Genomic DNA, 26,516 nt, shown 5'->3' with positions numbered 1-26,516 from the left:
CACTGCCTTTATTTTCTACTTTTTAAGGACTATTGTCAATTTTTCCTGTTTTGCTCTCATTTATTTCTTTTTTTGAAGGAAATCTTTTTCGATTAAAAAACTAGTAATTCATTTTTTTGTATGTTATAATTCCTAACATTGAGAATACAATTAGAAATACATTTGGTTAATTTAATTTAAATAACATGTTTCTCACCGAATCCTCTGTTATCTTTTCTACCAAATGATTGCAAAGGAGACTGCCTATGATTTCTTTAGAACATGTAAATAAGTATTTTGGGGAGCATCACGTTTTAAAAGATATTACTTTGAATGTAGATCAAGGAGAAAAAATTGTCATTATCGGACCCTCCGGCTCTGGCAAAAGTACATTAATTCGGTGTATGAACCAATTGGAAAAAGTCAATGATGGTTCCGTCGTAATTGATAACATTGACATCACCAAACCGAAAGCACCGATTCAAAAGGTTCGCCAGAAAGTTGCCATGGTCTTTCAAAATTTTAACTTATATGCTCACAAAACGATTATTGATAATTTAACGTTAGCACCGATTAAAGTGATGGGCGTTTCCAAAGAAGAAGCGGTTCGTACTGGCATGGAGTATTTAGAACGGGTCGGCTTAGCTGATAAAGCTTCTGCTTATCCTTCGCAGCTTTCTGGTGGGCAGCAACAACGGGTCGCTATTGCTCGTGCCTTAAATATGCATCCTGAGATTATCCTTTTTGATGAACCGACTTCGGCACTTGATCCAGAAATGATTCAAGAAGTTTTAGATGTAATGGTCGATCTTTCCAAACAAAATATTACCATGGTTTGTGTCACACATGAGATGGGCTTTGCTCGTCAAGTGGCTGACCGTGTAATCTTCATGGACCAAGGACAGATTATTGAACAAGGAACGCCTGAACATTTCTTTACAAGCACTGAAAACCCTCGTGCAAAAGAATTTCTAAGTAAAATTATTCATAACGGGTAATGAATAAAAAACAAAAAATTGGAGGAATGAAGGAATGAAAAAACAAAATAAATGGCTGGCTGGACTCTCCTTACTTGTATTAGCAGGCATCATTGTGGGCTGTGGTAGCGGCAACAATGACTCAACTTCCAAAAGTGCTTCATCAAACAAAACGGTCACAGTAGAACAATTAAAAAAAGCAGGGAAAATTAAAGTAGGTGTCAAAGAAGACATTCCTAATTTTGGCTATATGAATCCTGATACAAACAAAAATGAAGGAATGGAACCAGATATTGCACGCTTGATTGCGAAAGAAATTACCGGCAGCGAAGAGAATGTGGAATTTGTGGGCGTGACAGCGAAAACGCGCGGTCCCCTTTTAGACAATGGTGAACTAGATATGGTAATTGCTACATTTACAATTACTGATGAACGTAAAAAGACTTATAATTTTACAACTCCTTATTATACAGATGAGATTGGTTTCCTTGTGCGCAAAGAGGATAACTTCTCCAGCATGAAAGATTTAGACGGAAAAACAATCGGCGTTGCACAATCTGCTACGACAAAAGAAAACTTAGAGAAAAAAGCGCAAGAGGAAGGAATCAAATTTACTTATCAAGAATTAGGTTCCTATCCAGAATTAAAAACAGCGTTAACTTCTAAACGAATTGATGCATTTTCAGTGGATAAATCAATCCTATCTGGCTATGTGGATGGCAAGACAGAAATTTTAAAAGATGGTTTTTCGCCACAAGAATATGGAATTACCACAAAGAAAGCAAATACTGAATTAAATGATTATCTAAATGGTTTAATTGAAAAATGGGAAAAAGACGGCACACTAGAAAAAATTTATCAAGACTGGGGCTTAAAAAATTAATCATTCCTAAGACTTGAAGAATCAAAAATTTTAGGAGGGATTTTTATGTTTTTGTTAGCCAATATTTCCTGGCTTGAAGAAGGGCCATTTGCCTTATATCGTTGGGAAGCTTTATTTCAAGATTGGCGAATTTTTGGTCAGGCATTTCTCTATACTATTCTGCTTTCTTTAGGAGCGATCTTAGTTGCCTTTGCTTTAGGCATTTTCTTTGGCAGTTTATCAGCGACCAAAAGTAAACTTTTACACGCAATTAGTCGTGTCTATGTAGAATTTTTTCAAAACACACCTTTGTTGATTCAATTTATCGTAGTCTATTACGGCTTTCCTCTGCTAAGCCCGCTGCTTTCATTTTCTATTACTACGATTGCCATTCTGTGTGTAGGCCTCTATCATGGCGCCTACATTTCTGAAGTGGTTCGCTCAGGAATCGGAGCTGTCCCAAGAGGGCAATTTGAAGCGGCTTACTCCCAAGGATTAACGTATGGTCAAACGATGCGGTATGTGATTTTACCACAAGCATGGCGGATTATGTTACCGCCTTTAACCAATCAAGTAGTGAACCTAATTAAAAATACGTCAACAGTTGCCATTATTTCTGGCGCTGACGTAATGTTTGCTGCCAATAGTTGGTCGTCTGTCAACTTGAACTATATTCCCGCCTTTGCGCTTGCTGGTTTCTTATATTTCATTCTTTGCTTCCCATTAGCGAATTTGGCTAGAAAAATGGAAGAAAAAAATAAGAAAGCATATAGCAGATAGGAGGAAAACAGATGCCTTTTTCAGAAGAAATGCGTCAATTACTGACAGCAAATAATTTTCAATTTCTATTTAACGGCTTAAAATTGACTCTCTATATTTCCTTCGTCTCAATTATTTTGAGTACGATTTTTGGCACCATTCTAGCCGTTTTGCGAAATCAAACCCATGGACCACTGAAGTTACTTGCCAGTATTTATGTAGAAGTGGTGCGTAATATTCCAAACTTATTGTGGATTTATGTTATTTTTTTGATTTTCAAAATCAAATCCACTCCTGCTGGAATTGTGAGTTTTACTGTGTTTACCACCGCTGCTTTAGCGGAAATTATTCGTGGTGGTTTAAATGGTGTTGATAAAGGACAAATTGAAGCGGCACGTTCTCAAGGTTTTTCAAATTGGCAAATTCTTTATCATATTGTTTTGCCTCAAGCCATTCGCAATGTCTTACCAGCAATTGTTTCTCAGTTTGTTACTGTCATCAAGGATACAAGTTTCTTGTATTCCGTGATTGCTTTACAAGAACTCTTTGGCAAATCTTATATCTTAATGGGGCGCTACGCACAAACAGGACAAGTATTCACTATTTACGGAATCGTCGCCCTAATTTATTTCATTATTAACTTTAGTATCTCACAATTTTCACGTTGGCTTTCACGAAATTGGGCGAAAAGTTATTAATGTAGTTAAAAACAGGAGGCTGAGACAAAAGTGTTTAGCTCCAAGAAATAAGAAGGAATTTCCGAAAATTGTTCTTTAATTTTTGGAGAATTTCGGCTTATTTCCGAAGGAGCTGCTTTTGTTCAGCTGATTATCTTAAGATTTAGAAAGTGGGGCATAAGTCATTTCGACTTATGCCCCACTTTCCTGTTTTTATTTTATCTTACTTCTACTTGATGTTTTTCAATTAGCGCTTTTTCAACCTTTTCCATTGAACGGTTAATTTCTTCATCCACTAATGTCGCTTCTGCATTAACGAAAGTTAAACTATACGCCATTGATTTTTTGCCAGCACCTAGTTTTTCACCTTGATATACATCAAATAAATGAATCTCTTTCAAATATTTACCTGCGTTATCTGAAATAGTTTTAACTAGTTCTTGATTGGTAACTGTTTCATCGACTAATAAAGCAATATCTCGAGAAACTGCTGGGAATTTAGAAACTGCTTCATAAGTAACCCCGCCTGCTTCTGTGGCTACTAATTGTTGCAAGTTTAATTCAGCAACATATGTTTCAGGAATATCGTACGCTTTTGCTGTCGTTGGGTGAACTTGTCCGACAAAACCAACCACTTCATCTTCTAAATAAATCCATGCTGTCCGGCCTGGATGCATTTCTGGAATCGCCGTTGTCGCTTGATAACTGATTTTTTCTGTTAATCCTAAAACAGCTACAATACTTTCCACTAAGCCTTTTACTGTATAAAAATCAACGGCTGTTGCTTTTGTTTGCCAATCTTTAACCATTGTATTACCAGTTAAAGCAAGTGCTAAGTGATTTTCTTCTGTAGGTAAATTTTTTGTTGGATCTTCTGTTTGGTAGAAAACGCGTCCTACTTCGTAGAAGGCGATATTATTATTTTTACGCGCCACATTGTATGCGACATCATCTAATAAACCAGAAATTAAGTTCATACGTAACACAGAACGCTCTTCACTCATTGGCCATTGCAAACGTGTTGTTTGACTTTCTTTCATCATAAATTGACGGGATTTTTCTTCTGTTGTCAACGCATAGCTGATGGCTTCACTCGTACCATGACCTTCCAGTAAGCTCTTTAATTGGCGCGTAACATGTTGTGCTTTGGTTAGACTTCCAGCAACTGTTTCTCCACTTGGCAATGTTGAAGGTAAATGATCATATCCATAAATGCGCGCCACTTCTTCAATAATATCTGCTTCAATCGCAATATCCCAACGTCTTGGTGGAATCGTAATTTCATATGCGCCTTGATTTACTTCATAAGCAAAACCGAGTGCTTCAAAAATTTCATTCACCGTTGCTTCATCTAATGCAGTGCCTAAATATTGGTTGATTCGTTCTAAAGTCACAGCTACCTGCGCTTCTTTAACGGCCACTTCAGAACCAACTGCAGTGCCTGAGACCACTGTTCCGTCGGCTAACTCTGCAATCATCGCGGCTGCCACATCACAAGCTAGCCCAACTGTCGCTTGGTTGATGCCTTTTTCAAATCTACTTGAAGATTCACTCCGTAAATTGAATTGTTTAGACGTTTTGCGAATAGACAATGGATTGAACAATGCCGCTTCTAAAGCCACAGTTGTTGTTTCTTGACTGATTTCAGAATTAGCCCCACCCATTACTCCGGCTAAGCCGACAGGCGTTTTTCCATTCGTAATGACGATATTTTCTTCTGTTAATTGACGTGTTTCACCATCTAATGTAATTAGTTCTTCTGCTGCTGTTGCTCGACGAACCAAGATTTCTTTGCTATCTAATTTTTGATAATCAAATGCATGCAATGGTTGACCAAATAATAATAAAATATAATTTGTCACGTCCACCACATTGTTAATCGGACGGATTCCTTCATTCATCAATCGATTTTGCAACCACTGAGGACTTTCTGCAATCGTCACATCTTTAATGACACGAATTTGATACGCTGGTGCATCTTGTGAATCTTCAACAGTCACTGTTACGTAATTTCCCACGTTATCTGAAGCATCTTCTTTGAGTTCGGGATCATTAAACTGAGGTGTTTGACGATAAATTGCGCCAACTTCATAGGCTACCCCTCTCATACTTAGTGCATCTGCACGGTTTGGTGTAATTGATAATTCAATAATCGCATCATCCATGTCTAAATAAGGGAAAACAGGTGTCCCATTCACTGCTTCTTGAGGTAAATAATAAATCCCTTCAGCATAGGCTTTTGGTACGACATTATCTGAATATCCTAGCTCTTCTAACGAACAAATCATTCCGTTAGAGACTTCGCCACGCATTTTACCTTTTTTAATTTTTTGATTTCCTGCAATTCTTGAACCAGGTAATGCTACGATGACTTTAATTCCGGCTTTTACATTTGGTGCTCCACAAACAATTTGTGACAATTCTTCTTCACCGATGTCTACTTGGCAAATTGATAAGTGGTCAGAGTTTGGATGAGGAACACATTCTTTTACTTCACCGACAACAATTTTCTTTAATCCTTCTTCAGGTACAGCAACGCCCTCAACTTCGATACCTGTCACAGACATTTTGTCCGCTAATTCTTGCGGAGTAACATTTGAAAGATTAACATATTCATTTAACCATTTATAAGAAACTAACATTTTTCAACTACTCCTTTACCTTGAATTGATTTAAGAAACGTAAATCATTTTGATAAAAATTACGGATATCATTTACACCGTAACGTAACATAGCAACGCGATCTGGTCCTAAGCCAAAGGCAAAGCCTGAGTACTCTGTTGGATCAATCCCTGACATTTGTAACACATCTGGATGAACCATCCCCGCACCTAAAATTTCAATCCAACCTGTATGTTTGCAGACGTTACAACCTGCGCCGCCACATTTAAAACAGCTAACATCTACTTCGACTGAAGGTTCTGTAAAAGGGAAATAGCTAGGACGTAAACGAATTTTACGATCTTCACCAAACATTTTTTTCATCATGACTTCTAACGTCCCTTTTAAATCACCCATTGTGACATTTTTATCGACAACAAGGCCTTCAATCTGATGGAATTGGTGACTATGTGTCGCATCATCTGTATCACGACGGAATACTTTCCCAGGAGAAATCATTCGTAATGCACCTTTTGAAAAATCGTGTTTTTCCATTGTTCGAGCTTGAACTGGTGAAGTATGCGTACGAATTAACATCTCATCTGAAATATAAAACGTATCTTGCATGTCGCGTGCCGGATGATCTTTTGGTAGATTCATGCGTTCGAAATTATAGTGATCCGATTCTACTTCGTATCCTTCCACTACTTGATAACCCATGCCTAAGAAAATATCTTCAATCTCTTCCATAACTTGTGTCAAAATATGACGTGTGCCTTGAGGCATTTGTTTTCCAGGTAAAGTTACATCTAAACTTTCTTCTTTTAGTGCCGCATTTAACGCTTCGTTTTCTAAAACAACTTTGCGCGCTTCAATTGCTTCTGTTAATAAATCACGAATTTCATTTGCAAAGCCCCCCACCACTGGTCGTTCTTCTGGTGAAAGGTTTTTCATGCCTCTTAATACTTCGGTGATTGGCCCTTTTTTTCCTAATGTTTCTACGCGAATTTGGTTTAATTCTTTTAAAGTAGCAACTTGTGCGATTTCTTTGAGCGTATTGTCTCTAAGAGCTTCTAATTGCGCTTGTAATGTCATTATGCGTTCCCCTCTATCTTTTATTTAAACTAAAAAAAACGATAACCCATTCCTTTCAAAGGAACGAGCTATCGTGTTACCATCCTAATTCATAACAAATTGTTGTCATGCACTCATTTCATTTAACGGCAATTACCGGTTTGCTTTCTTCTTGAAAACAAACAAACTCAGGAAGTGAATTTCGCTTGGTGACTGTGTAAATCAGCTTCCAGTCTCTGGCTGACTCTCCCTAAAACACGTCAATTCAAACTACTTGTTTCCATCACTGTTTTTTTAGTTATTTAATTACGTTTAGTTTACAAGAAGTTTTGCTTGCGGTCAACTGCATTCTTCGTCTTTTACCCATTTTTCTGCCCAATGTTGAATTTGTTCCATTGCTAATTGCAAGTCTTCGCCTTTTTCGGTCAGGAAATATTCTAAGCGATTTCCTTCACCGCAACGAACAGCTTTGGTGATAATTCCTTCAGCTTCTAGTTCCTTCAATCGCTCTACTAAGACACGATCACTTAACATTGGAATTTTTTCTTTTAATTCGCCAAAACGTTGAGGACCTCGTTCTAATAAAACATCAATAATTAAACCATTCCATTTTTTACCAAGTATTGAAAATGATTTTTCAAATTTGGGACAAAGTACAAACGATTCTGTTTTTACTTTTTCCATCTTCCTCACCTCTTCAATGAGTATAGCACATTCCTTACAAAATGTAAGTGTTTCTGCTTCTAATTTTTTCTACTTTATAAAATCTACAACATTTCCTGTCTGCATGTCAATAATTACTCCTCCATTTAATAAAATTAAATAGACGTGCGACACCTCTTTATGCGTTGCCTCTTGTAGTGCTCTACGATAAAGATTCATCTGTCCGCGATACCGTTCGACAATTTCAGAAATCGCTTGGGGAGAGGTGCTTTTTACATGATCGGTTTTATAGTCATACAAAATGCATTGATTGTCTAATTCGATATAGCCATCAATAATCCCATGAATTAATAAATCATCTTGTGTCGTCTCTGGATAATTTTGAATGAGCTCTTCTGCTTCAATCAGCATAGAAAAAGGTTGTTCCCTTCTAACGGTTTGATGGTGTTGAATCAATTGTTTTCCTAAGGCGGTGTCAAAGAAGGCCACGATTTGTTCCAGATTCATTTTTTCAGCAATTGCTGGTAAAATCAATTTATTTTCCACTAAGCGTTCTTGAACAGCTCGCACTTCCTCGTAAGAAGGTTGCTTACTTAAATCAATTAGTTGTAATAAATAATGGGTTGCTGTCCCAATTTCAGCTGCTGAGGGCGCTTGAACCGTATCTAAAAATTTAGGCTTACTTAAATCTCCTTCAATCATTCGATTGACAATCAACGGTTGCGCTTGAATAGTATTGTCTTCCCGAACCTCAATTTTACCAATTTCTTTGTTATCGGGGTCATCAAATACTCGCTTGATTTCAGAAACAGACTGATAACTGGTGGTCCGAGTAGCCACTTCAAACGGATAATTGAAACTTAACCGTGCAAGACCACGATTGATTTTGTCAGCAGATAATTGCGCTTTTTCGGCTAAATCCTCTGCTTGTCTTTCTGGCAATTGTAATTGCTGAATGGCTGCTCGTAGTTGTTCTTCGTTGAACCACTGAATATGAAAGTTAGCTGGGTGCTTTTTGACTTGCGGAACGTTACTTACTACTACTTCTTGCTGATATTCATCGGCTTTTTGATGGCGTACCAATGTCATCCCAACCCAATTCATTAAACTACTTTTACTTTGCAAGCGATTTTCAGCTGGTAGCACCAGTGTTTCTACATCGCCAACTTTCAGCCACTCTTTCCACATTGCCGCTTGGTCTTTATAGGAGCCTACCAGAAAAAGTTTCTGTTCTGCACGTGTCAACGCCACATATAACTTCCGCATTTCTTCGGATAGTAATTTTCTCAATCGTACTTGTTTAATCGCCAAAAATGGTAAAGTATCGTACATAACTCGTTCTTCAGGTTGTAAATAACGAATGCCTACCCCTAAATTTTCTTCAAAGATATAGCGTTCATTCAAATCACTGACATTAAATTCTTTGGTCATATCTAAAACGAATACCACCGGAAATTCTAACCCTTTACTAGCGTGAATCGTCATGACGCGTACGGCATTCTCTTCACTTAAAACGACTGGTTCCGCTAAATCTTTGTCTTTTTCTTGCATTTTTTCGATGAAGCGAACAAATTGAAATAATCCGCGGAAGGTTGTTTTTTCATACGCCGCGGCCCGATCGACCAACGCATATAAATTGGCTTGGCGTTGTTTGCCAACAGGCAACCCGCCAACATAATCAAGATAGGCCGTTTCACGATAAATCGTCCACAGCAAGGTGCTAATCTGGTTGCGTCGAGCCTGTTCCCGCCATTTTTCTAATGATTCAGCAAAACGTATAGTTTTTTCCTGAACAACTGCTTCCTCCATGGTTGGTTCCATCTTTTGATTAAACGTTAAAAATGCTTCGTAGTAACTGGTTTCCTTACTAGCCAAACGAATAAGCACTAATTCGTTTTCTTTTAATCCAACAATTGGTGAACGTAACACAGCTGCCAAAGGAATGTCTTGATAGGGATTATCAATCAATTGAAGCAAGGCAATCATTGTACGAATTTCCGTTGCTTGGAAATAATTTTGAGCATCATTGACTTGAACTGGAATTTCTAATGATTTAAAAACATCTAAAATAGTTAAATTATTTTTCTTTGTAGGCGTTAATAAGACAATATCTTGATAAGTAATCGGTCGATCCGTTTTCAGCTTTTTATCATAAATTAAGAAATTTTGGTCAATTAATTCACGAATTTTCAAAGCAGTAACGTAAAGTTCCCCTTCTGTCTTATCTTCAATCAACAACTCAGGGGATTGTAATTCTGGAAATTCAACTGATTCTGTTGCTTTTTTTTCATAAATTAGCAATTCAGTTGAATAATCAGCCGCCTCCGAAAATTGATCAAAACCATGAACCAAAGCGGCTGACTCATCGTAAGCAATTTGGCCCACTCGCTCATCCATTAATTGACTAAATACTAAATTCGTAAAGTCTAAAACGTCTTTGCGGGAACGAAAATTTTCAGCTAGAATAATTCGTTTGCCCTCTTTGCCTTGCCCATACTGATTGTATTTTTCAATAAACAATGTAGGATCTGCCAAGCGGAAAGAATAAATAGACTGTTTCACATCTCCTACCATAAAAAGGTTTCCTTCTGTGCTAAGCGGACGGCGCAACCAATACAAAATAGATTCTTGTAATTGATTGATATCTTGGTATTCATCGACTAACACTTCATCAAATTTTTCGCGATAGTAAAGAGAGGCTTCTGATGCATGCCAGCCATCTGCCTGATTTTTCGCTAAAATAGCTAACGTATAATGTTCTAAATCGTTAAAATCCACTAAATTTTTAAGCCGTTTTTCTGCGCCATAGGCCTCCATAAATTGTTTCCCCACGTGAGCCATTTCTTGAACAATGGGCGTGGCCTCTTTCAAGACTTGTTTCATGGCATCTGGAGAAAGTGTAAACAGTTGCTTTTTCAAATCATTTAACGCTTTTTTATTTTGTTCTCGTAACTGTTTGGCTTGTTCCGCGGTTGGTTTCAACTCTTCGGCACGAACCGTTGGGTAGCGGTCAAAGCTCAACAATTCAGTCAAATTATAGGCGCTCTCTAAATCATTTCTCTCTAAAAATTGTAAAAATTGTTTTGTTTGTTCCTTTTCATTTTGAGCTAAATACCAAATCTTTTGAAGTTTCTCTTCGCCCTCTGTTAAGGTCACCATTTCTTCGTAACGCTGAAGAGTTCGTTGTAACGTCTCAACGGCTAGCGGTTTTAAATACGTCTGAAATAACTTTGATTCGCCTAGCTGATCCCCTACTTCGTAGGCTTGTGTTAAGCCATTAATCCACGCCTCTGGATCAGGATTGGCTTTGGCAAATTCATAAAAAGAAAAAATTAAGTTAGTGAGTCCGTCATCACTACGGTCATTGGAAAAATTCGCTGTTAATTGGTAAAACGCTTCTTGATTTTCCGCATAAAATTGTTCACGTAATGCATCCCAAACATCTTCTTTTAATAACAATGTTTCTGTTTCATCTGTTAACATCCGAAAAACTGGATCTATGTCAATTAAATAATAAAAACGACGAATAACAGTTAAACAAAAGGCATGTAACGTGCTGATATTGGCTGTTGGCAAAAGAGCAATTTGACGAGAAAAATGCCGTCTTCTTTCTGGATCTTGTTCTTCATTCATTGCCTTTTGTAAAGCCACTTGGATACGTTCTTTCATCTCACGGGCGGCGGCTTCAGTGTACGTCACAATCAAGAGACGATCGATATCGACGCCGCTTTTGACTTTTTCAATGACACGGCGGACTAAAACGGTGGTTTTTCCTGAGCCAGCCGAAGCAGAAACTAAGATATTTTCATCGCCATCAAACACCGCTTGCCATTGACTGTCGGTGAATTGCTCATTGGCTGGACGTAGTGGAATTGTTTTACTCATCTTCGGTTGCTCCTTCCTCATCTTTGTTTAACAAGCGCGCCATAATTTCCTCTTTGGATAAATTCTCAATACGATGATAATTATTTTCTTTTAGCATCACATCAAAATCACAGACACTTCGAAACGGACAATAGCGACAAGCAATCCGTTCCTTGCCTTGATAAGCGGGATTAAGTTGAACTTCGCCGCCAATAATTTGATTCCCCGCTTCAATAAATTTATTTCGGTTATGGGAAAGCAACGCGCCTAATTCTGGTTCTGTCACAAATTTATCTTCTTGGCGACGACCAGGTTTAATTTGTTCTTTGGCGGATTCTTCAATCGGAAACAGCAACGAACTTTGTTTAGCTTGCAGACTCGTATCTAAATGATCCAATAAATCTGGGTCTTTCATCAAAAGACCATCAAACTGATATTTTTTAAGCATTTGTTGTTCAATGTCGTCTTTGCCTTCATAAGATAACGTAGGATTGTGTACATGCAGATAAAGTGAGCCAGCAGGTTTAGCTTCTTGACCAACTAATTGCACAGCATCCATTAAAGCCACATCCAAGTACGTCAGCATTTGCATGGCTAAGCCGTAATACGCTTCTGTCATATTAAATTTACGGTGACTCGATTTATAATCAATCACACCTAAATAGGTTGATTCGGGTGTAACCAATTGATCAATCCGGTCGATTTTCCCCCGAACATGAATCTTCCCTTGATTTTTTAATGGTAATTCCAAACCAGAAATTCCTTTTTTAGCGGCAATTTGGCCAAATAACACTTCCGTTTGAACAGTCGTCATGCCACTTCGTTGGCTTTGACGTTTCAGCGCCCAACTGACTTTTTTAATTGTTTGACTCAATTGATAGCGAATATAGTTCATGCGACTAGAGGTCGTTAATACAGAAAAACGCGCATCCCCTAAAATACTATTTAGCACTTCCTCCGCCAATAAATTGACTTCCTGATCGGTTAATTCAGATAAGTTCCGTTGATTCATAATCAATAATTTAAAGAACTGATCCAATGCTTCATGGAAAAATTCCCCTGTAGCTGCTGGCGAAAGCCCAAAGACATCTCTTTCTTTCAAACGTAAGCCATAGCGAGAAAAGTATTGATATTGACACCGATAAAAACTCTCCATCCGAGAAACGGATGTATAAATATCTTTACCATATAAAGGTTCTGCTAAGACCTCATCAATCTTTTCAGGAATATTTTGATGCGTTAAACTTTCGAAAACTTGCTTGGCTAGCGGCGCAATTGATTGGTTCATTAGCGCTTTTTCCATATTTAACCAGAAAGGCAACAATCCTTCTTGTGTTTCTTTCCGTTGTCTTTTCAAACGCGTTAATTCACCGATTAACGTCCGATACGTACTAATATGGGCTAAACTGGTCGTTTCATCATCGAAAATGGTTGTTTCATTTTTTTCAAAAACGGGCAAGTTTAAATCTTTTTGGATATTTTTAAAATAAGGAGACGGTTTGACTTCTTGAGCGGTGTCTTTAACACTTGGATAGGTTAAATATAACCGTTCTCGCGCTGAAGAAAAGACGAGATACGCAACATAAGGTTCTTGCGCAATTTTGCGTCCGGTTGTCCCACGTAAATATTGGTTTTCCGTTAAAGTATCATTGATTGTCTGACGTTCTTCATCAGACAATAGTGTTTTATTTTCAATCTTTTGTGGAAAAATTTCTTCCGTCATCCCAATAGCAAAAGTAACCTTGGCAGCGCCAGGTCGAGTTAAATCCATTGCGCGAACTTGTACTTGGTCAATCGCTGTCGGCACTTTACTATAGTGCAAACCTTCCAAGCCACTAACAAATATTTCTTGAAACGTTGTAAAATCAAACGAACTTTCTCCGTAAACAGTGACGTATTCATCTAGTAATGACATCAATGCATCCCAAGTCTGTTCATGGTTACGAGCTGTTTCTAGTTGACCTGCTTCGATAGCTTGTAAGCGCCACATTTTTAATTGTGTTGCCACACCACTTTGCAGTAAAAAGTGATAGAAGACGGTCGCTGCTTCCAAACCAGTTTTGGCACTTATCATTGCTTGAAAGTAACTAGGTAACAGCCGTTGAAGCGATTGACGAATCGCATTTGACTCTTCTTCCATCGTAGCGACATCTTCTTGCTCTTCCGCTTCAAAATCATACCGAATAAATTCCCAATCTTTTTCTTGCGACCAATAATAACCTTCATAGCCGTATGCCAGGACTACATTTTCGGTAATATCAACTTTTCTGCGCCAAGCGTTCCGTTGGTTTAACCAATCAGTCAAGCTTTCTTCAGAAGTAGCGAGTTGATTCATTGGCATAAATAATTCCGTTCTCAAAAAACGGAGCACATCGCGATAACGATAATTGTACGAATGAATAGCAAATAAAGATTCAATCCATTCGACTAAAGGATGCCGATCCATAGCCATATCTCGGTCGACATAAACAGGAATCTCGTGTTCCGCAAAAATCGGTTCTAATAAATTTTCATAACAATCTAAATCACGAGTCAACACCTGAATTTCTTTGTACCGATACCCTTCTTCCACCACTAAACGGCGAATTTCGGTTGCAACATGTGTTAATTCTTCTTTAACGTTTTCAGCACGCCACAGAAATAAGCCATCGCCACTCCAGTCAGTTGTGCTTAATGGAGGCAGGTGTTCTTGCGATTGAATCCAATAATCATTTAATCCTTGCAAGTCTGGGTTTGTAATTAATACCTCTTTCTTTTCCACATAATCTGAAAGAATCGGGATTTGCTTCTGTCTTGCTAGTTGATAAAGCTGATGATAGGTTTGTCCCGCTTCATAAAATAACGACCGCGGATCAGGTAAGTCATGCGGATATTGTTTGTCCAATAAAAGGGCTACTTTCACAGAACCTGCTTGCGCCATTAGCACTTCAATCAACTTTAATTCTCTGGCAGTAAACTGCTGATAGCCTGAAATAACGAATTGAACATTCGACAAATCAACCGTTTGTAAATACTCGCTTAAATGTTGAATAATCTCCGCTGATTCATAGCCATACTGACTCATTTGCAATTGGAATCGCGTAAAAATTAACGTTAAATCTTGAAACTTAAGTTGTAAATCTTGTCCTTTAGGGTTCTCCGTTTGTTTTTCTAAAAATGGATAAAGCTCCGCAATTTCAATATTGCCTTCGCGCATTTCTTGATAAAGCTGAAATAGTTGCTGAATAAAGCCAGGCTTGTTAATTTCACCTCTAAAAATTTGTAACTCTTCTTCTGCTTCTACTAAAATTTTGCGGAAAATCATCGCAGCGCCTGCATCAGATAAAACATCTGCCGAGTAAAAAGGTGTATGTTGTAAATAGTACCAAGCCAAACGATAAAAACTAAAAACCTGCAGACGGGTACTGGTTATTGAATCAGACGTAGTTGTCTGTAATTGACGTAACTTTTGCAAGACTTGAATTTCTTGCTCAAACTTAATATGGTTCGGGACTAAATAGAATACTTCATGCTGTGCGTCTTCCTCTAGCCATTGTTTTGTCGCCTGTATAAGTGGCGCTTCTAAGTCTGCCACGGCGGTTCCTCTAATAAACTGCACACTCATGGTTTCACATCCTTTTCCTTTGCACTGCCTTTATTTTACCACAAAAGAAGGACGGAAACATGTGTTTGTTTTTACACATTTCCGTCCTTCTCTTTTACTCATTGTCTCTTTTATTGTTTTGACACTTCTGGTATTGGACCAAACCGTGAGAATGGCCACATCACAAATTTCACTTCACCCAAAATATCTTTTTTATGAATAAAACCAATGACACGACCGTCTTTTGAATTCCGTCGATTATCACCTAAAACAAAGTAGCTATCTGCTGGTACTTTTTCTTTTAATGAAAAATCGCCTGTCAAAGGTTGACCATCTGTTAAGGCTTTTTTAAATTCATCTAAATAGGGTTCGTCAACTTCTTTTCCATTGATGTACAACGTATCATCCTTGTACGCAATTGTATCTCCAGGTAAACCAATCACACGTTTAATATAATTTTTATCTGGTTCATCTGGCGCTGGGAAAGTAATAATATCGAAACGATTAATTTCTGTGTTTTTTAACGTAATTACCCGTTCACCATCTGCTAACGTTGGATCCATTGAATGACCTCTCACTACGACAGGCGTAAATACAAATTGTCTCAGTAAAAACAGACCCAAAGCTAAACAGGCAAAAAAGACGACTGTTTTAATTAATTCTTTTGATTTCAAACTCATTCCTCCAAAAACCTTATTATCTTATGTCTCATATTCTACCACAAAGTAAATCAATCCTATAGTGCTTAACACCCAATTAATTTTTATGTACGCTTTTTTTACAAAATGGTCAGAAAAAAAACGTATTTCTTTCAAATTTGATTCTTACTTTTTTGATCCTGCTCATAAAAAAAGCATAATCAATTCTAAAAAGGGCTGAATTGATTATGCTTCTAGCGTTTTAGCGATCCATCACAACCACGTAACAAACTTCTAAAGGACCATGCAACCCGACAACCAGTTGCATTTCAATATCTCCTGAATTAGAAGGCCCTGAAATAAAGTGAATCGCTGAGCCGATTTTTTCACCTTTTTCTATTTTTTCTGTATAAAAAGCTGCTGGCTGAGTCGAACGTGGAACGAGTTTGCTAAACGGTATAATTGAAATGTAATGCTTCGGTAAAAAGTGTAAAGCTCTGCCTTGCCCCGCATTGGACTCCACCACAATCGTTCCTGATTCAGCTAGTAAAAACTCAGCAAAGGCAATCGCGATATTTGCCTGAGCGGCTGTTTGAATATTCGCTTCTCGTTGCTCACTTCCAGGTTGCCATTGCTTAACAGAAACAGCCTCTAATGACTTAGCTAAATCAGCTAATCCATAGGCTTCAAAACGTGCATCTGTTGGCAATAAAAGATTGCCCCCACCAAACTCAGCAACAATTTGCTGAATCGTCGTCAGTAAATTTTCTTGTGTGGTTTCCACTAAGTTCGTGTGAATCGTTTCCACACGCTCTTTCACAATTGTTAATAGCTCTGCTGGTGTTTTATCTGCCAACTGTTCTTCTGGTAAATGATTAATTGGCTCAAATGGATGGGCCGAAACAGGCTGTTTTTCTACGCCTAATTTTTCTCGTAGATTTTGTAAAAAAGGTTCTCGATTTTGAATCGCTTCGTTAGTCATTTTTTTCACCTTCTTGATGTTTTTTGAACCAACTTCTGAAGTTTTCTGAAGATTTTGGTGGTCTTGGCAAATCACGAACATCGGTCCAACCTTTTACTAACCCTGGTCCTTTATCAAGGTAGCCCCCATGATTATACATGTTTTCAACAGTAATTTCTTTTTGTTTACTTAAAATGCCCGCTGCAGCATGATCGACTTTCATGGCTGCTTTAAACATTGCTGGTGAACCAGTGGCTTTACCTACCATACGCATTTGGAAATCTTCAAATCCGTGTTTCATTTTCAGATCATCGGTCATCACTTTACGATGTTCAATTAATAATTCGTGCAATGGAATTTTCACAGGACACGTTTCCGTACATGCCCCACAAAGACTAGACGCATAAGGCAATTCCCCAAACTGTTTATATCCACCTAAAATTGGAGAAAGCACAGCACCAATTGGGCCTGGATAAATAGAGCCATAACCGTGCCCACCAATATGGCGATAGACCGGACAAACGTTCAGACAAGACCCACAACGAATACACTGTAAGACTGGCTGAAAGGCTGTTCCTAACGCTTTTGAACGCCCGTTATCCAAAATGACCACGTGAAATTCTTCTGGTCCATCGGATTCATCCGCATTTTTTTGCCCAGCAAACGTCACATACGTTGTTAAATTTTGACCAACGGCACTTCTGGCTAAAAGGTTATCTAAAACCTCTGCTTCACGCATTGTTGGTACGATTCTTTCCATTCCCATTAACACGATTTGTGTCTTAGGAATACTGATGGTCAAATCAGCATTTCCTTCATTTGTATTTAAGTTAATTAAGCCGCTATCCGCAATAGCGAAATTACAACCTGTAATGCCAATCTCCGCTTCCAAAAAGAATTTGCGCATCACTTCTCGTGCACAGCGTGCCAAATTTACCGGGTCATTATCTCCTTGATACCCTAATTTTTTCGCAAAAACCTGACGAATCTGTTCGCGATTTTTATGAATACTTGGGAAAACAATATGTGACGGCTCATCCCAGTCATCCATTTGTAAAATGAATTCCGCCAAGTCTGTTTCCATCACACTGACATCGTCTAATCCCAATAACATTGGATCAATATCGACTTCGGTCGTCACCATTGATTTAGATTTCACAATTTTTTTCGCCTTTTTTTCTAGAACCACTTGTTTCACATATTCATTGGCCTCTTCGGCGGTTTGAGCAAAAAAGACTTTGCCACCTCGTTTGGCGACGTTATCACTGAACTCTTCTAAATAGTCAGGCAGATATTGAATTGTATGTTGGCGAATTTGTTCTCCCAGTTCACGCCATTGTGGCCAATTGCCTAAAGCTTCCCGCGCACCTTCTCGTTTCTCCCATTGGGCATCTTGTGCTTTGGCGACAGCCTTTTGCATAAACACATCTTTTTTACTTTCTTCAATTCGTTCACTTAACGGCTTATTGCTCGTTGATAATCCCACAGTTCTTCCCCCTTACCCTACCGATATGATTTGTGGTTGGTCCATGCGTGCTTCATCCACTTCGTGATTAAGGACTTCTGCAATATGCATAATCTTAATCTTTTTCCCATCACGATTGAATTTACCCCCGATATTCATCAGGCAACCCATATCCGCACTAATTAAAATTTCTGCGCCTGTATCAATCACATCGTTCATTTTTTCCGTCACCATTTGTTCAGAAATAGCTGGCATTTTCACTGAAAACGTTCCGCCAAATCCGCAACAATTTTCAAGATGTCCTAAAGGAATCATTTCTAATCCTTTCACATGATCCAACAAAACAAAGGGTGATTCTCGTTCATTTAAAATTCGCGTCATATGACAAGAACGATGATAAGTGGCTTTCCCATGTAACGTTGCGCCAACATCTTTGACCCCTAAGACACGATAAAGAAACTGACTAAACTCGTAAGTTCGCTCAGCTAAACGTTGTGCTTTTGGTCCATAAATAGGATCATCTGCTAAAAATTTGTGGTATTCTTTCATCATGCCGACACAAGACCCCGCAGGTCCCACCACATAATCGGCACCGTCAAAACTATCAATTTGATTCTTAAGCGTTGTCGTGCTCTCTGTCACATAGCCACTATTGTACGTTGGCTGACCACAACACGTTTGGCTTGTTGGTAAAACCGTTTCACAGCCATACCGTTCCAAAACCTCTACCATTGCTTGCCCTACATTTGGAAAAAGTAAATCCACCACGCATGTCGAAAATATACTCACTTTCACGCAAAATAACCTCCTCGTTTTCTACGAAAAGGCTCCATGAAATTAATTGGGCGGCTGTCATTAAAAGTCACTTGGCTGTCGTCTCTAACTACTTCACAGTGCCTTTTCAACAAATACGTTATTTGTAACAAAAATCGTTTTTTAAAATGATTCTTATACAATAATTATTTTACCAGTATCTGGTTTTAACAGCAAACGATTCCAGAAATTTTGTGCATTTTCACACAAAAAAGGAGGCTTTTTTATAAAAGTTTCTTTTAACCCCTTTGAAATTCGTTTTTTCTGAAGAAAAGAGTGACGAAATTTTGAAATTTTGGTAAACTAAGAAAAAACGAGAAACGAGGGCCATGCATGTTCATTTCATTTAACATGTTTATTCTATTAATTGTTGCAACGATCCTAATGATTTTTCTGATTATCTATTTGACAGTCACTGGAAATGATAAAAATAATAAAAAGAAACAAAAGAAAGAAACAAAAAGAACTACGCCAACTTTAAACAAAAAAACAACTGTTCCCCCTTCTCAGAAGCCAAATGTTGTGACTGATGTTGCAAAAAAGAGCGAGCCGGAAAAGCAAGCCGTACAACGAACACAGAAACCAACCACTAGAGAGGACGAGACTTCTCAATTTACACGAAGCCAACGTCATAAATGAAAATGGGACATAAGTCGAGATGACTTATGTCCCATTTTCTAATTCTTAAGATAATCAGCTGAACAAAAAATCCGCTAGTTGTTTCACTTTTTCTTTTAATTAATGATAGTTTATTCTTCTTTTCAGGTGTATACTAAATGATTGAAAAGAGACTTTAACTAATTAGGAAGAGGTGATTTTTTGTCTGCAAAGCGGTTTATTCAATTATTCATTTGTTATGCTATTTCAATGATTGTCGCAATACTTTTAACGGACTTATTTAATTTCTCGAGTCCTATAGCTTATTTAGTAGTGGCTAGTATCATCGGCTATGTAGTCATTACTGTTCCATTAACAATTATGACTCTATTAAAAAATAAAAATTAATAAAAAAATTGAGCGATTTTAATCACTTAAATTGCTCGATTTTTTTATTTTCATAATATTTTTCACTTATTTTTTCATTTTCATTGACAGAATAGTTGTAATTGTCAGAAAATTGTATATAATAAAGAAAGTTATTTTCATATTATTTTTTTCAATTAAAGGAGAATCCTATGAGTGAAACACAACAAACAACCTTAAAAAAACAATTAAGCTCGCGCCACATTACGATGTTAGCCTTAGGGGGAGCGATTGGCGCAGGTCTTTTTAAAGGAAGTGGCGAAGCAATTGGTATTGCTGGTCCTTCTGTTTTAATCGCCTTTCTAATTGGCGGTGCTGTTCTCTTCATCGTCATGAGTGGTTTAGGAAAACTTGTTTTAGATGGCGGAGACACACATCATGGTTTGTCTGGCTTAGTTCGACCATTTTTAGGTGCACATTCTGCTGATTTTATTGATTGGGTTTATTATTCCATGTGGACAATTAATATTATCGCAGAAGCGGTTGCCGCAGCTTCCTTTTTACAACTTTGGTTTCCTAATATTCCTGCTTGGTTTTTTGTTTTCATTTTAGCTATTTTAACGACGCTCATTAATCTTTACTCGGTTCGTTTATTTGCAGAAACAGAATATTGGTTGGCGTTTGCTAAAATTAGTGTCATCATTTTGTTAATTATTTTTGGTGTTTATCTGGTGGGACAACAAATGCTAGGCAGTGGTGTCTTCCCTACTTTACAAAGTATCACCAAGCATGGTGGCTTCGCCCCACATGGCATGAAAGGTATTGTTAATTCTTTATTAGTAGTTATTTATTCTTATGGCGGTTCAGAATTAATCGCGATTACTGTCAGTGAAGCAGATGATCCTAAAAAAGCCATTCCTAAAGCGATTCGTGGTGTGATGGGACGGATTATTTCCTTCTATATCATTCCATTATTCTTACTTTTGATTATTTTCCCTTGGAATACATTAGCAGGCACAACGGTGAGTCCATTTGTTATGGTTTTTGAAAAAATGAATATTCCTTTTGCTGCTGACATCGTAAATTTTGTGATTATTTTAGCCTTGTTTTCTTCTATTAATTCTGGGGTATACGCCTCTTCTCGCCTTTTATATTTTCGCTTAAAAGATAAAAAAGGACCCATGAGTAAACTAGCGGTTTTAAACAAGCACCAAGTACCTCAACGTTCAGTTTTCTTCTGCGCCAGTGTTTTATATCTGGGCGTTATTCTTTCTTATTTTGTTGGCGATGAATTATTTGGTTACTTAGCCGGTTCTCTCTCTTACACTGTCTTGCTAATTTGGATTTTAATTAGCGCTGCGGCGTTTGTTCTGTCTTTAAAACGAGGGTCTCTCTTTGAAAAAAGTATTAATCTCCTTGCGTTAATCATTTTAGGTCTCATCTTTATTGGCATCTTATTTACAAATTCGTTAGGCGTCACTCTTTTAACAGGCCTACTGTACTTTGTTATTTTCTTTAGTTATCGTAAGAAAAATGATTCCTTTCTACTCTCTGATGAAAGCTAAATAGACCAAAAAAAACGAACAGTTTTGTAAGATAACTGTTCGTTTTTTCGATGTTCCATCTCCTTCTTCTTTTGCTATGCTATTTTTGTAAATTGTTAGGAGGAGAAAAAATGAAAAAAATCGGCGCTATTTTATTTATTGGCTTATTCATTGTTGGTGGTTATACAGGCTATCGTTATTATGCAGATACATATAAGGGTGAAAAAGCCTATGCACAAGTTCCTCTAGAAATTCCTGAACGAAAACAAACAGTAGATGACAATCAAAAAAGCATAGATGGCCAATATTCTTTACACTATCGACTAACTTTTGTTAAAAGTAATGGAAAAACGCAAGTTATGGACTACGAACGGACAGACAAAAATCCTCAACCTTTGGAACCAAATGCTTACATAGAAGCAACCATTAGTAAAAAAAGAATCATCCAATCTCCTGTCAAAATTGATAAAAAAGAGATTCCAGAAAAAGCTTTCGCACAATTAAATAACCGAAAAACAACCAGCGATAATTAGTCATCGCTGGTTGTTTTTTTACATGGAATCGCAATTAATTCATAAATAATGGTACGCTGATTTTGCTTAATTTCATGAGAACCAAAAATTTCTTGTACGCGTTGTTCTAAAATTGGAACTGACCATTGTTCTTCAAAATAGCTGCGGAAAAAGTCTTTTGAAATAGCTTCTGATGCTTCAAAGAAAAATTTTTTTGTGAAAAAAGGTCGCTGTTCTTTTTTTAGAAATGCTTTGTATTGTGCCATCCAATTTAACTGCGGGTTGCTCTCTTGCTCAAAAGGAGAAAACAACGAATCTTGCTCTTCCACTAGCCGAAATATAAGACACCATTCTTCACTTAATTGGCACAATGCATTAACTTTTTCCGGCGTATCCAAAGCAGGGTTCATCGCTGAAAAAACGACTTGAAATTTTTTCCCAGTCTCAATCAGTCTTTCTTGGCTTTGGTGAAGAAAAACAACGTTGCTTTGTGCTTTTGCTTCCGCAATCTCCAACATTCTCTGAGAAATATCGGCTAGCGTATACTCCGTGACTTGCTCTTGAAAAAAAGGTAAATATCGTCCCGTCCCACCTGCGATATCCAGAAATGTCTGACACGGAAAAATGCCTTCTTGGACCAAGAAATCACGTAATTCTCGAGCAATTGGAAATGGCGATTCTTGTTGAATTTCTTCATATTCTTCTGCAAATTCATCCCAAAATTCCGCTAATTCTTGCTCATTATTATTCATCAACAGTTGCCCCTTTCTCTCAATTCTTATAAAAAGTGTAGCAAAAGAAGCGCCAAAGAGCTAACAAGTTCACTCATTTAAATCAATAATTTCATCTACAAATCGCAGGGTTTTAGGTCGATGAGTAACCAAAATAGTCAACTTATTATGGGTAAATTTTTGTACTTCTTGTAACACTTTTTCTTCGGTCTTTTCGTCCAATGCAGAAGTCGCCTCATCTAAAATAAGGATCTCTGCTTGTGTAAATGCTAAGCGTGTGAAAGCAATCCGTTGTTTTTCACCACCAGAAAAATTCATTCCTTTTTCACTCACAATAGTGTTTAAGCCTTCCGGTAACCGTTCATAAAGTTCCCCCAACTGAAAACGATACATAGCTTCAATTACTTGTTCATCAGAAATTTCTTGATTAAATACAATATTTTCTTTCAACGTTCCTTGAAATATTGGCACATCTTGAGATAAATAAAAAACTTTTTCATAATAATCTTCCAAATTGAATTGTGTTAGAGGAAATTGATTCACATAAACTGTCCCCTCTGTCGGCTTCAATAATCCTAAAATCAATTTAATCAGGGTAGATTTGCCTGTCCCACTTTTTCCAATCAAGCCATAGGTTTTGTTCATTGAAAATTGTCGATTTTGTTGGGACATAATCGTTTGACTATCTACGCTAAAACACACCTCTTTTAATGAAATTGTTTGAATTTCAGGTAACGCTTTGCCTGGAACCGCTAAGTCAGGATCATCTTCTTTTTTATAAAAATCTTCCAAGCGCTGATAGGCTACTTTATCCAAATTATATTGAACAAATAAAACATTAAATATGGCTATCGGCGTATAAATTCGATCGATATACATCACTATCGCTACAAGTCCACCTAAACTTAGCGTCACGACGTTAGTAAAACTAAGTACGACAATACTTACTTTGATAAGTGCAACTAACAAGGCAAAAAAGCCAAAGAAAAATTCATGGATCATAGTCATTTTTGTTATATTTTGACTATTTTCCTCTGCCATTAACGCGTAATTTTCAATCTCTTTTTTATATTTTCGATTAATTCTAAAAGTTACTAGTTCTGTCATCCCTCGTATCAAAGTAGCATTCATTGCTTCTTCAGAAATAAGTGTTTTTTCTTTCATTTTTTGTAGCGTTTTCAAAAGTATTTTGGTTAAAATAAATACAATCACATAACCAATTAGAATTGCTGGTAATAATTTTTTATCAATCAATGCTATGAAAAATAAATTAAATAACGTCTCTGGAATTAACTCTCGAAATAAGCGCCCATAAAAATTCAAGTGGATATTTCTCCCAGCTGCTGCACCAACTTCTACTTTTTGTAGTAAAGCTCCCGCTCCCAGTTTTAGATATTCTTCATAGGAAATCTTGCTCATTTTTATTAAACTTAATTTCTTCAAATAGAAATAGATGCCATTAGTTAAGTAAGCTTTCGGTTTCTGTTCACAGTAAGACAATAGCGGAATTAAAATAATTGTCGTTCCATACGCTACTAACAACCCTAGTTGGAAACTTTTTTGATAATGATCTAACAACTGTTGAAAAAAATAAATTGCTAAAGCACTACATAATGAAACAATCACACCAATCAAAATGTACCAAGTGAAGCTTTTCTGAAAGTGCGACCATATTTTTTTAGTCATTTACTCCCTCCTTTTCGAGCAGTACATACCTTACTGTAGCATAGTTTTTGATTGGCGCCTATCAGCAATTTATCTCCAGATAATAGAAAAGCCCCCCAGCGAAAGCTGGATGGCTTTTCTATTGTTAATTCTTTCTGATTTGTAGATAACTTACACCTAAAACGGCAAATGTACTTACCAGTGTTCCTGCTATTAGCATAAACGGTGTTTTTGTTGTGCCTGTTTTGGGAAGTTCTCGTTTCCCGTTTTCTTCATTTAATTTTTGAATTGGTTCACTAAGCAGTTGGGGAGCCAACTGTGGGCTTCCTTCATTTTTCAATGTGTTTAATGGAGCGTTTAGTATTTGTGGTTGATTTTTTGATGTAATAGTTTTATTTGTCTCCACAGTTGTTTCTGTGGATGGCTGTTTTTTCTCAGTTGTAGTAATTTCTTTTGTTGGTGAGACATGAACTTCTGGCTGGCTGCTTTCTGCAGTTTCTGTTGCGCCATTCTCTTCAGTTGTTACGCTTGGTTTTTCAGGTATGATTGGTGCAATTGTACCTAACGTTTCACTTTCATCTGGATTTTCTTCTTCTGTTGGCGACACATGAACTTCTGGTTGGCTGCTTTCTGCGGTTTCTGTTGTGCCATTATCTTCAGTTGTTACGCTTGGTTTTTCAGGTATGATTGGTGCAATCGTGCCTAGTGTTTCACTTTCATCTGGATTTTCTTCTTCCGTTGGCGACACATGAACTTCTGGTTGACTGCTTTCTGCCGTTTCCGTTGCGCCATTCTCTTCAGTTGTCACACTTGGTTTTTCAGGTATGATTGGCTCAATCGTGCCTAGTGCTTCACTTTCATCTGGATTTTCTTCTGTTGGTGAGACATGAACTTCTGGTTGGCTGCTTTCTGCCGTTTCTGTTGCGCCATTCTCTTCAGTTGTCACACTTGGTTTTTCAGGTATGATTGGTGCAATTGTACCTAACGTTTCACTTTCATCTGGATTTTCTTCTTCTGTTGGTGAGACATGAACTTCTGGTTGGCTGCTTTCTGCGGTTTCTGTTGTGTCTGTCTTTTCACTTGTTTCTGTTGCCTGTTCCGAAGTAGGTGTCTTTGGTTCCCATTCTTCTATTGTCTCTAAAGGAATGTCTAGACTTTCTTCTGTTGGCATTTCCACATTTTGATTGCCGCTTGCCTCACCGTCTACAAAAACATTTTTAACCTGTGATGTATTTTTTTCATTCGTTGCGTCTTGATTGTTTAGTTGATAATTGATGTCATAACTATTTTCAAATGTTGCTTGATGTTGGCCTGCTTCTGTGATTGTCGAAGTGTAACGGACGATAAAGGAAGTAAAGCGTGCTTTATCCCGATAAAAACGTAAATTAAAGTCATTATCTGTCACGAAGTCAATTTTGCCATAACCTTGTTGCTCAAACTCGGCAAGTGAAATATATTTAGTTTCTTTGTCATTCACAATATCAAATGTAAAACTCTCTTTATTTAATTGTTGACCACTTCCTTGTCGATCCGCAATTGAAATATCTTCAGTGACATCGGATTTATTGAGGTTCACATTTAAAAACCAACGTACTTGATTTGACTCTCCAGCCAAATCGCCTACTTTATAAAAAAACGGATAGTCTCGCTCAATTTGGCCAGTCTCTGTGTTAGTCACTCCTTCAATCGTCAAACGTTGAGTCGCCGTTGCTGTTCCGAAATCCGTTTCTATCACATTCGGTTGCGAACTATTGGTGATAAGCGTTTTAATCCCGAAAGAAAAATGCCCATTCACATTATGTAAAGATTCAACTTTTTCATTAAATGTTGCTACAACATTATCTTTATAGATAAAAACTTCCCCTAAACCATTTAAATTGATTTTTCGTGGTGAGCCATCGTTCTCGGTCATTCCAACTAGTTCGTCTGGTAAAGTTAAAGTAATAGTATCGCCAGGTTTTATTTTCTGATTTTCTTTGTCACTAAAAGATACTTTAATGGAGGTCATCTCCCCTTGATATAAAGTAGTGTGATCTAATTCTACTTTGTCAACGATTGGACTTTTGCTCAATTCGGCGCCAAACGAAATTGGACCTATCAATAACGCCCCCGCAATTGGTAGAATCATTACCAACAGTAACACTAAAAATTTTACACTTTTTGTCATAAAAAATTATTCACCCTT

Annotated in this window: 20 protein-coding genes and 1 other annotated feature; of the genes, 8 read left to right on the top strand and 12 right to left on the bottom strand. The window is 37.5% G+C overall.

The genetic code is table 11. The features are described 5' to 3' along the window. Nucleotides 1–245: 245 nt before the first annotated feature. From IGJ46_RS04390 to IGJ46_RS04375, 4 genes are read left to right on the top strand one after another with little or no spacing between them, the layout of a single operon-like run. Nucleotides 246–977, top strand: a complete 732-nt coding sequence (locus IGJ46_RS04390; RefSeq protein ID WP_218391488.1) for an amino acid ABC transporter ATP-binding protein — start codon at nucleotides 246–248, stop codon at nucleotides 975–977. Between the two features lie 34 nt (nucleotides 978–1,011). After that, nucleotides 1,012–1,839 (top strand): transporter substrate-binding domain-containing protein, encoded by an 828-nt coding sequence (locus IGJ46_RS04385; RefSeq protein ID WP_002360586.1) that lies wholly within the window; start codon nucleotides 1,012–1,014, stop codon nucleotides 1,837–1,839. Nucleotides 1,840–1,884: 45 nt separating this feature from the next. Continuing rightward, a complete protein-coding gene (locus tag IGJ46_RS04380) occupies nucleotides 1,885–2,598 on the top strand; it encodes an amino acid ABC transporter permease (RefSeq protein ID WP_002363695.1) in 714 nt (237 codons plus the stop codon). An 11-nt stretch (nucleotides 2,599–2,609) separates the two neighbouring features. Beyond that, a complete protein-coding gene (locus IGJ46_RS04375; protein WP_002382114.1) occupies nucleotides 2,610–3,275 on the top strand; it encodes an amino acid ABC transporter permease in 666 nt (221 codons plus the stop codon). Nucleotides 3,276–3,472: 197 nt separating this feature from the next. On the opposite strand, the gene pheT is transcribed toward IGJ46_RS04375, so the two are convergent. The 9 genes from pheT to IGJ46_RS04330 all read right to left on the bottom strand — a co-directional run bounded on the left by pheT (nucleotide 3,473) and on the right by IGJ46_RS04330 (nucleotide 18,898). After that, nucleotides 3,473–5,896 (bottom strand): phenylalanine--tRNA ligase subunit beta, encoded by a 2,424-nt coding sequence (gene pheT / locus IGJ46_RS04370; protein ID WP_016627398.1) that lies wholly within the window; start codon nucleotides 5,894–5,896, stop codon nucleotides 3,473–3,475. A 7-nt stretch (nucleotides 5,897–5,903) separates the two neighbouring features. Next, entirely contained in the window at nucleotides 5,904–6,950 is a 1,047-nt protein-coding gene (gene pheS, locus IGJ46_RS04365) for a phenylalanine--tRNA ligase subunit alpha (protein WP_002358034.1), read from the bottom strand. 56 nt (nucleotides 6,951–7,006) lie between these two features. Further along, nucleotides 7,007–7,225 (bottom strand) — a binding site (T-box leader). Between the two features lie 43 nt (nucleotides 7,226–7,268). After that, nucleotides 7,269–7,613: a winged helix-turn-helix transcriptional regulator gene (locus tag IGJ46_RS04360; protein WP_002358035.1), complete on the bottom strand. Its 345-nt coding sequence runs from the start codon at nucleotides 7,611–7,613 to the stop codon at nucleotides 7,269–7,271. 69 nt (nucleotides 7,614–7,682) lie between these two features. Continuing rightward, entirely contained in the window at nucleotides 7,683–11,477 is a 3,795-nt protein-coding gene (addA, locus tag IGJ46_RS04355; RefSeq protein WP_218391487.1) for a helicase-exonuclease AddAB subunit AddA, read from the bottom strand. After that, the gene (locus IGJ46_RS04350) at nucleotides 11,470–15,060 is read right to left on the bottom strand and encodes a PD-(D/E)XK nuclease family protein (RefSeq protein ID WP_002371333.1); all 3,591 of its coding nucleotides are present in this window, start codon (nucleotides 15,058–15,060) and stop codon (nucleotides 11,470–11,472) included. The genes addA and IGJ46_RS04350 overlap by 8 nt, the downstream gene beginning before the upstream one ends. Nucleotides 15,061–15,170: 110 nt before the next feature. After that, nucleotides 15,171–15,719, bottom strand: coding sequence for a signal peptidase I (gene lepB, locus IGJ46_RS04345; protein ID WP_002358039.1), 549 nt, complete (start codon nucleotides 15,717–15,719; stop codon nucleotides 15,171–15,173). 220 nt (nucleotides 15,720–15,939) lie between these two features. Next, nucleotides 15,940–16,659, bottom strand: coding sequence for a LutC/YkgG family protein (locus IGJ46_RS04340; RefSeq protein ID WP_010817166.1), 720 nt, complete (start codon nucleotides 16,657–16,659; stop codon nucleotides 15,940–15,942). Then, nucleotides 16,652–18,124, bottom strand: a complete 1,473-nt coding sequence (locus IGJ46_RS04335) for a LutB/LldF family L-lactate oxidation iron-sulfur protein (RefSeq protein ID WP_002358041.1) — start codon at nucleotides 18,122–18,124, stop codon at nucleotides 16,652–16,654. The genes IGJ46_RS04340 and IGJ46_RS04335 overlap by 8 nt, the downstream gene beginning before the upstream one ends. Before the next feature lie 12 nt (nucleotides 18,125–18,136). After that, a complete protein-coding gene (locus IGJ46_RS04330; protein ID WP_002365495.1) occupies nucleotides 18,137–18,898 on the bottom strand; it encodes a (Fe-S)-binding protein in 762 nt (253 codons plus the stop codon). A 369-nt stretch (nucleotides 18,899–19,267) separates the two neighbouring features. Here IGJ46_RS04330 and IGJ46_RS04325 point away from each other — a divergent pair, with 369 nt between their 5' ends. The 4 genes from IGJ46_RS04325 (at nucleotide 19,268) to IGJ46_RS04310 (ending at nucleotide 21,956) form a co-directional block, all read left to right on the top strand. After that, entirely contained in the window at nucleotides 19,268–19,555 is a 288-nt protein-coding gene (locus IGJ46_RS04325; protein ID WP_002390077.1) for a hypothetical protein, read from the top strand. Nucleotides 19,556–19,735: 180 nt separating this feature from the next. Beyond that, nucleotides 19,736–19,921, top strand: coding sequence for a hypothetical protein (locus IGJ46_RS04320; RefSeq protein ID WP_002358046.1), 186 nt, complete (start codon nucleotides 19,736–19,738; stop codon nucleotides 19,919–19,921). A 170-nt stretch (nucleotides 19,922–20,091) separates the two neighbouring features. Continuing rightward, the gene (locus IGJ46_RS04315; RefSeq protein ID WP_002390076.1) at nucleotides 20,092–21,444 is read left to right on the top strand and encodes an amino acid permease; all 1,353 of its coding nucleotides are present in this window, start codon (nucleotides 20,092–20,094) and stop codon (nucleotides 21,442–21,444) included. A 110-nt stretch (nucleotides 21,445–21,554) separates the two neighbouring features. Then, complete coding sequence (locus IGJ46_RS04310; protein WP_002358048.1) at nucleotides 21,555–21,956, top strand: YxeA family protein; 402 nt, start codon at nucleotides 21,555–21,557, stop codon at nucleotides 21,954–21,956. Here the strand turns inward: IGJ46_RS04310 and IGJ46_RS04305 are convergent. The 3 genes from IGJ46_RS04305 to ace form a co-directional block, all read right to left on the bottom strand. Beyond that, the gene (locus IGJ46_RS04305) at nucleotides 21,953–22,687 is read right to left on the bottom strand and encodes a class I SAM-dependent methyltransferase (RefSeq protein ID WP_116593048.1); all 735 of its coding nucleotides are present in this window, start codon (nucleotides 22,685–22,687) and stop codon (nucleotides 21,953–21,955) included. The two genes, IGJ46_RS04310 and IGJ46_RS04305, sit on opposite strands and share 4 nt — an antisense overlap. Nucleotides 22,688–22,756: 69 nt before the next feature. Further along, on the bottom strand, nucleotides 22,757–24,352 hold the full coding sequence (locus IGJ46_RS04300; protein WP_010820744.1) for an ATP-binding cassette domain-containing protein: 1,596 nt from the start codon (nucleotides 24,350–24,352) through the stop codon (nucleotides 22,757–22,759). Between the two features lie 124 nt (nucleotides 24,353–24,476). Beyond that, nucleotides 24,477–26,498, bottom strand: a complete 2,022-nt coding sequence (ace, locus tag IGJ46_RS04295) for a collagen-binding MSCRAMM adhesin Ace (RefSeq protein WP_218391485.1) — start codon at nucleotides 26,496–26,498, stop codon at nucleotides 24,477–24,479. Between the last annotated feature and the right edge of the window lie 18 nt (nucleotides 26,499–26,516).

This window comes from Enterococcus sp. AZ120 (assembly GCF_050546165.1).
Lineage (GTDB): Bacteria > Bacillota > Bacilli > Lactobacillales > Enterococcaceae > Enterococcus > Enterococcus faecalis.
Note: the sequence above shows the minus strand (reverse complement) of the source record. Positions and strands in the feature narration are given on the sequence as shown.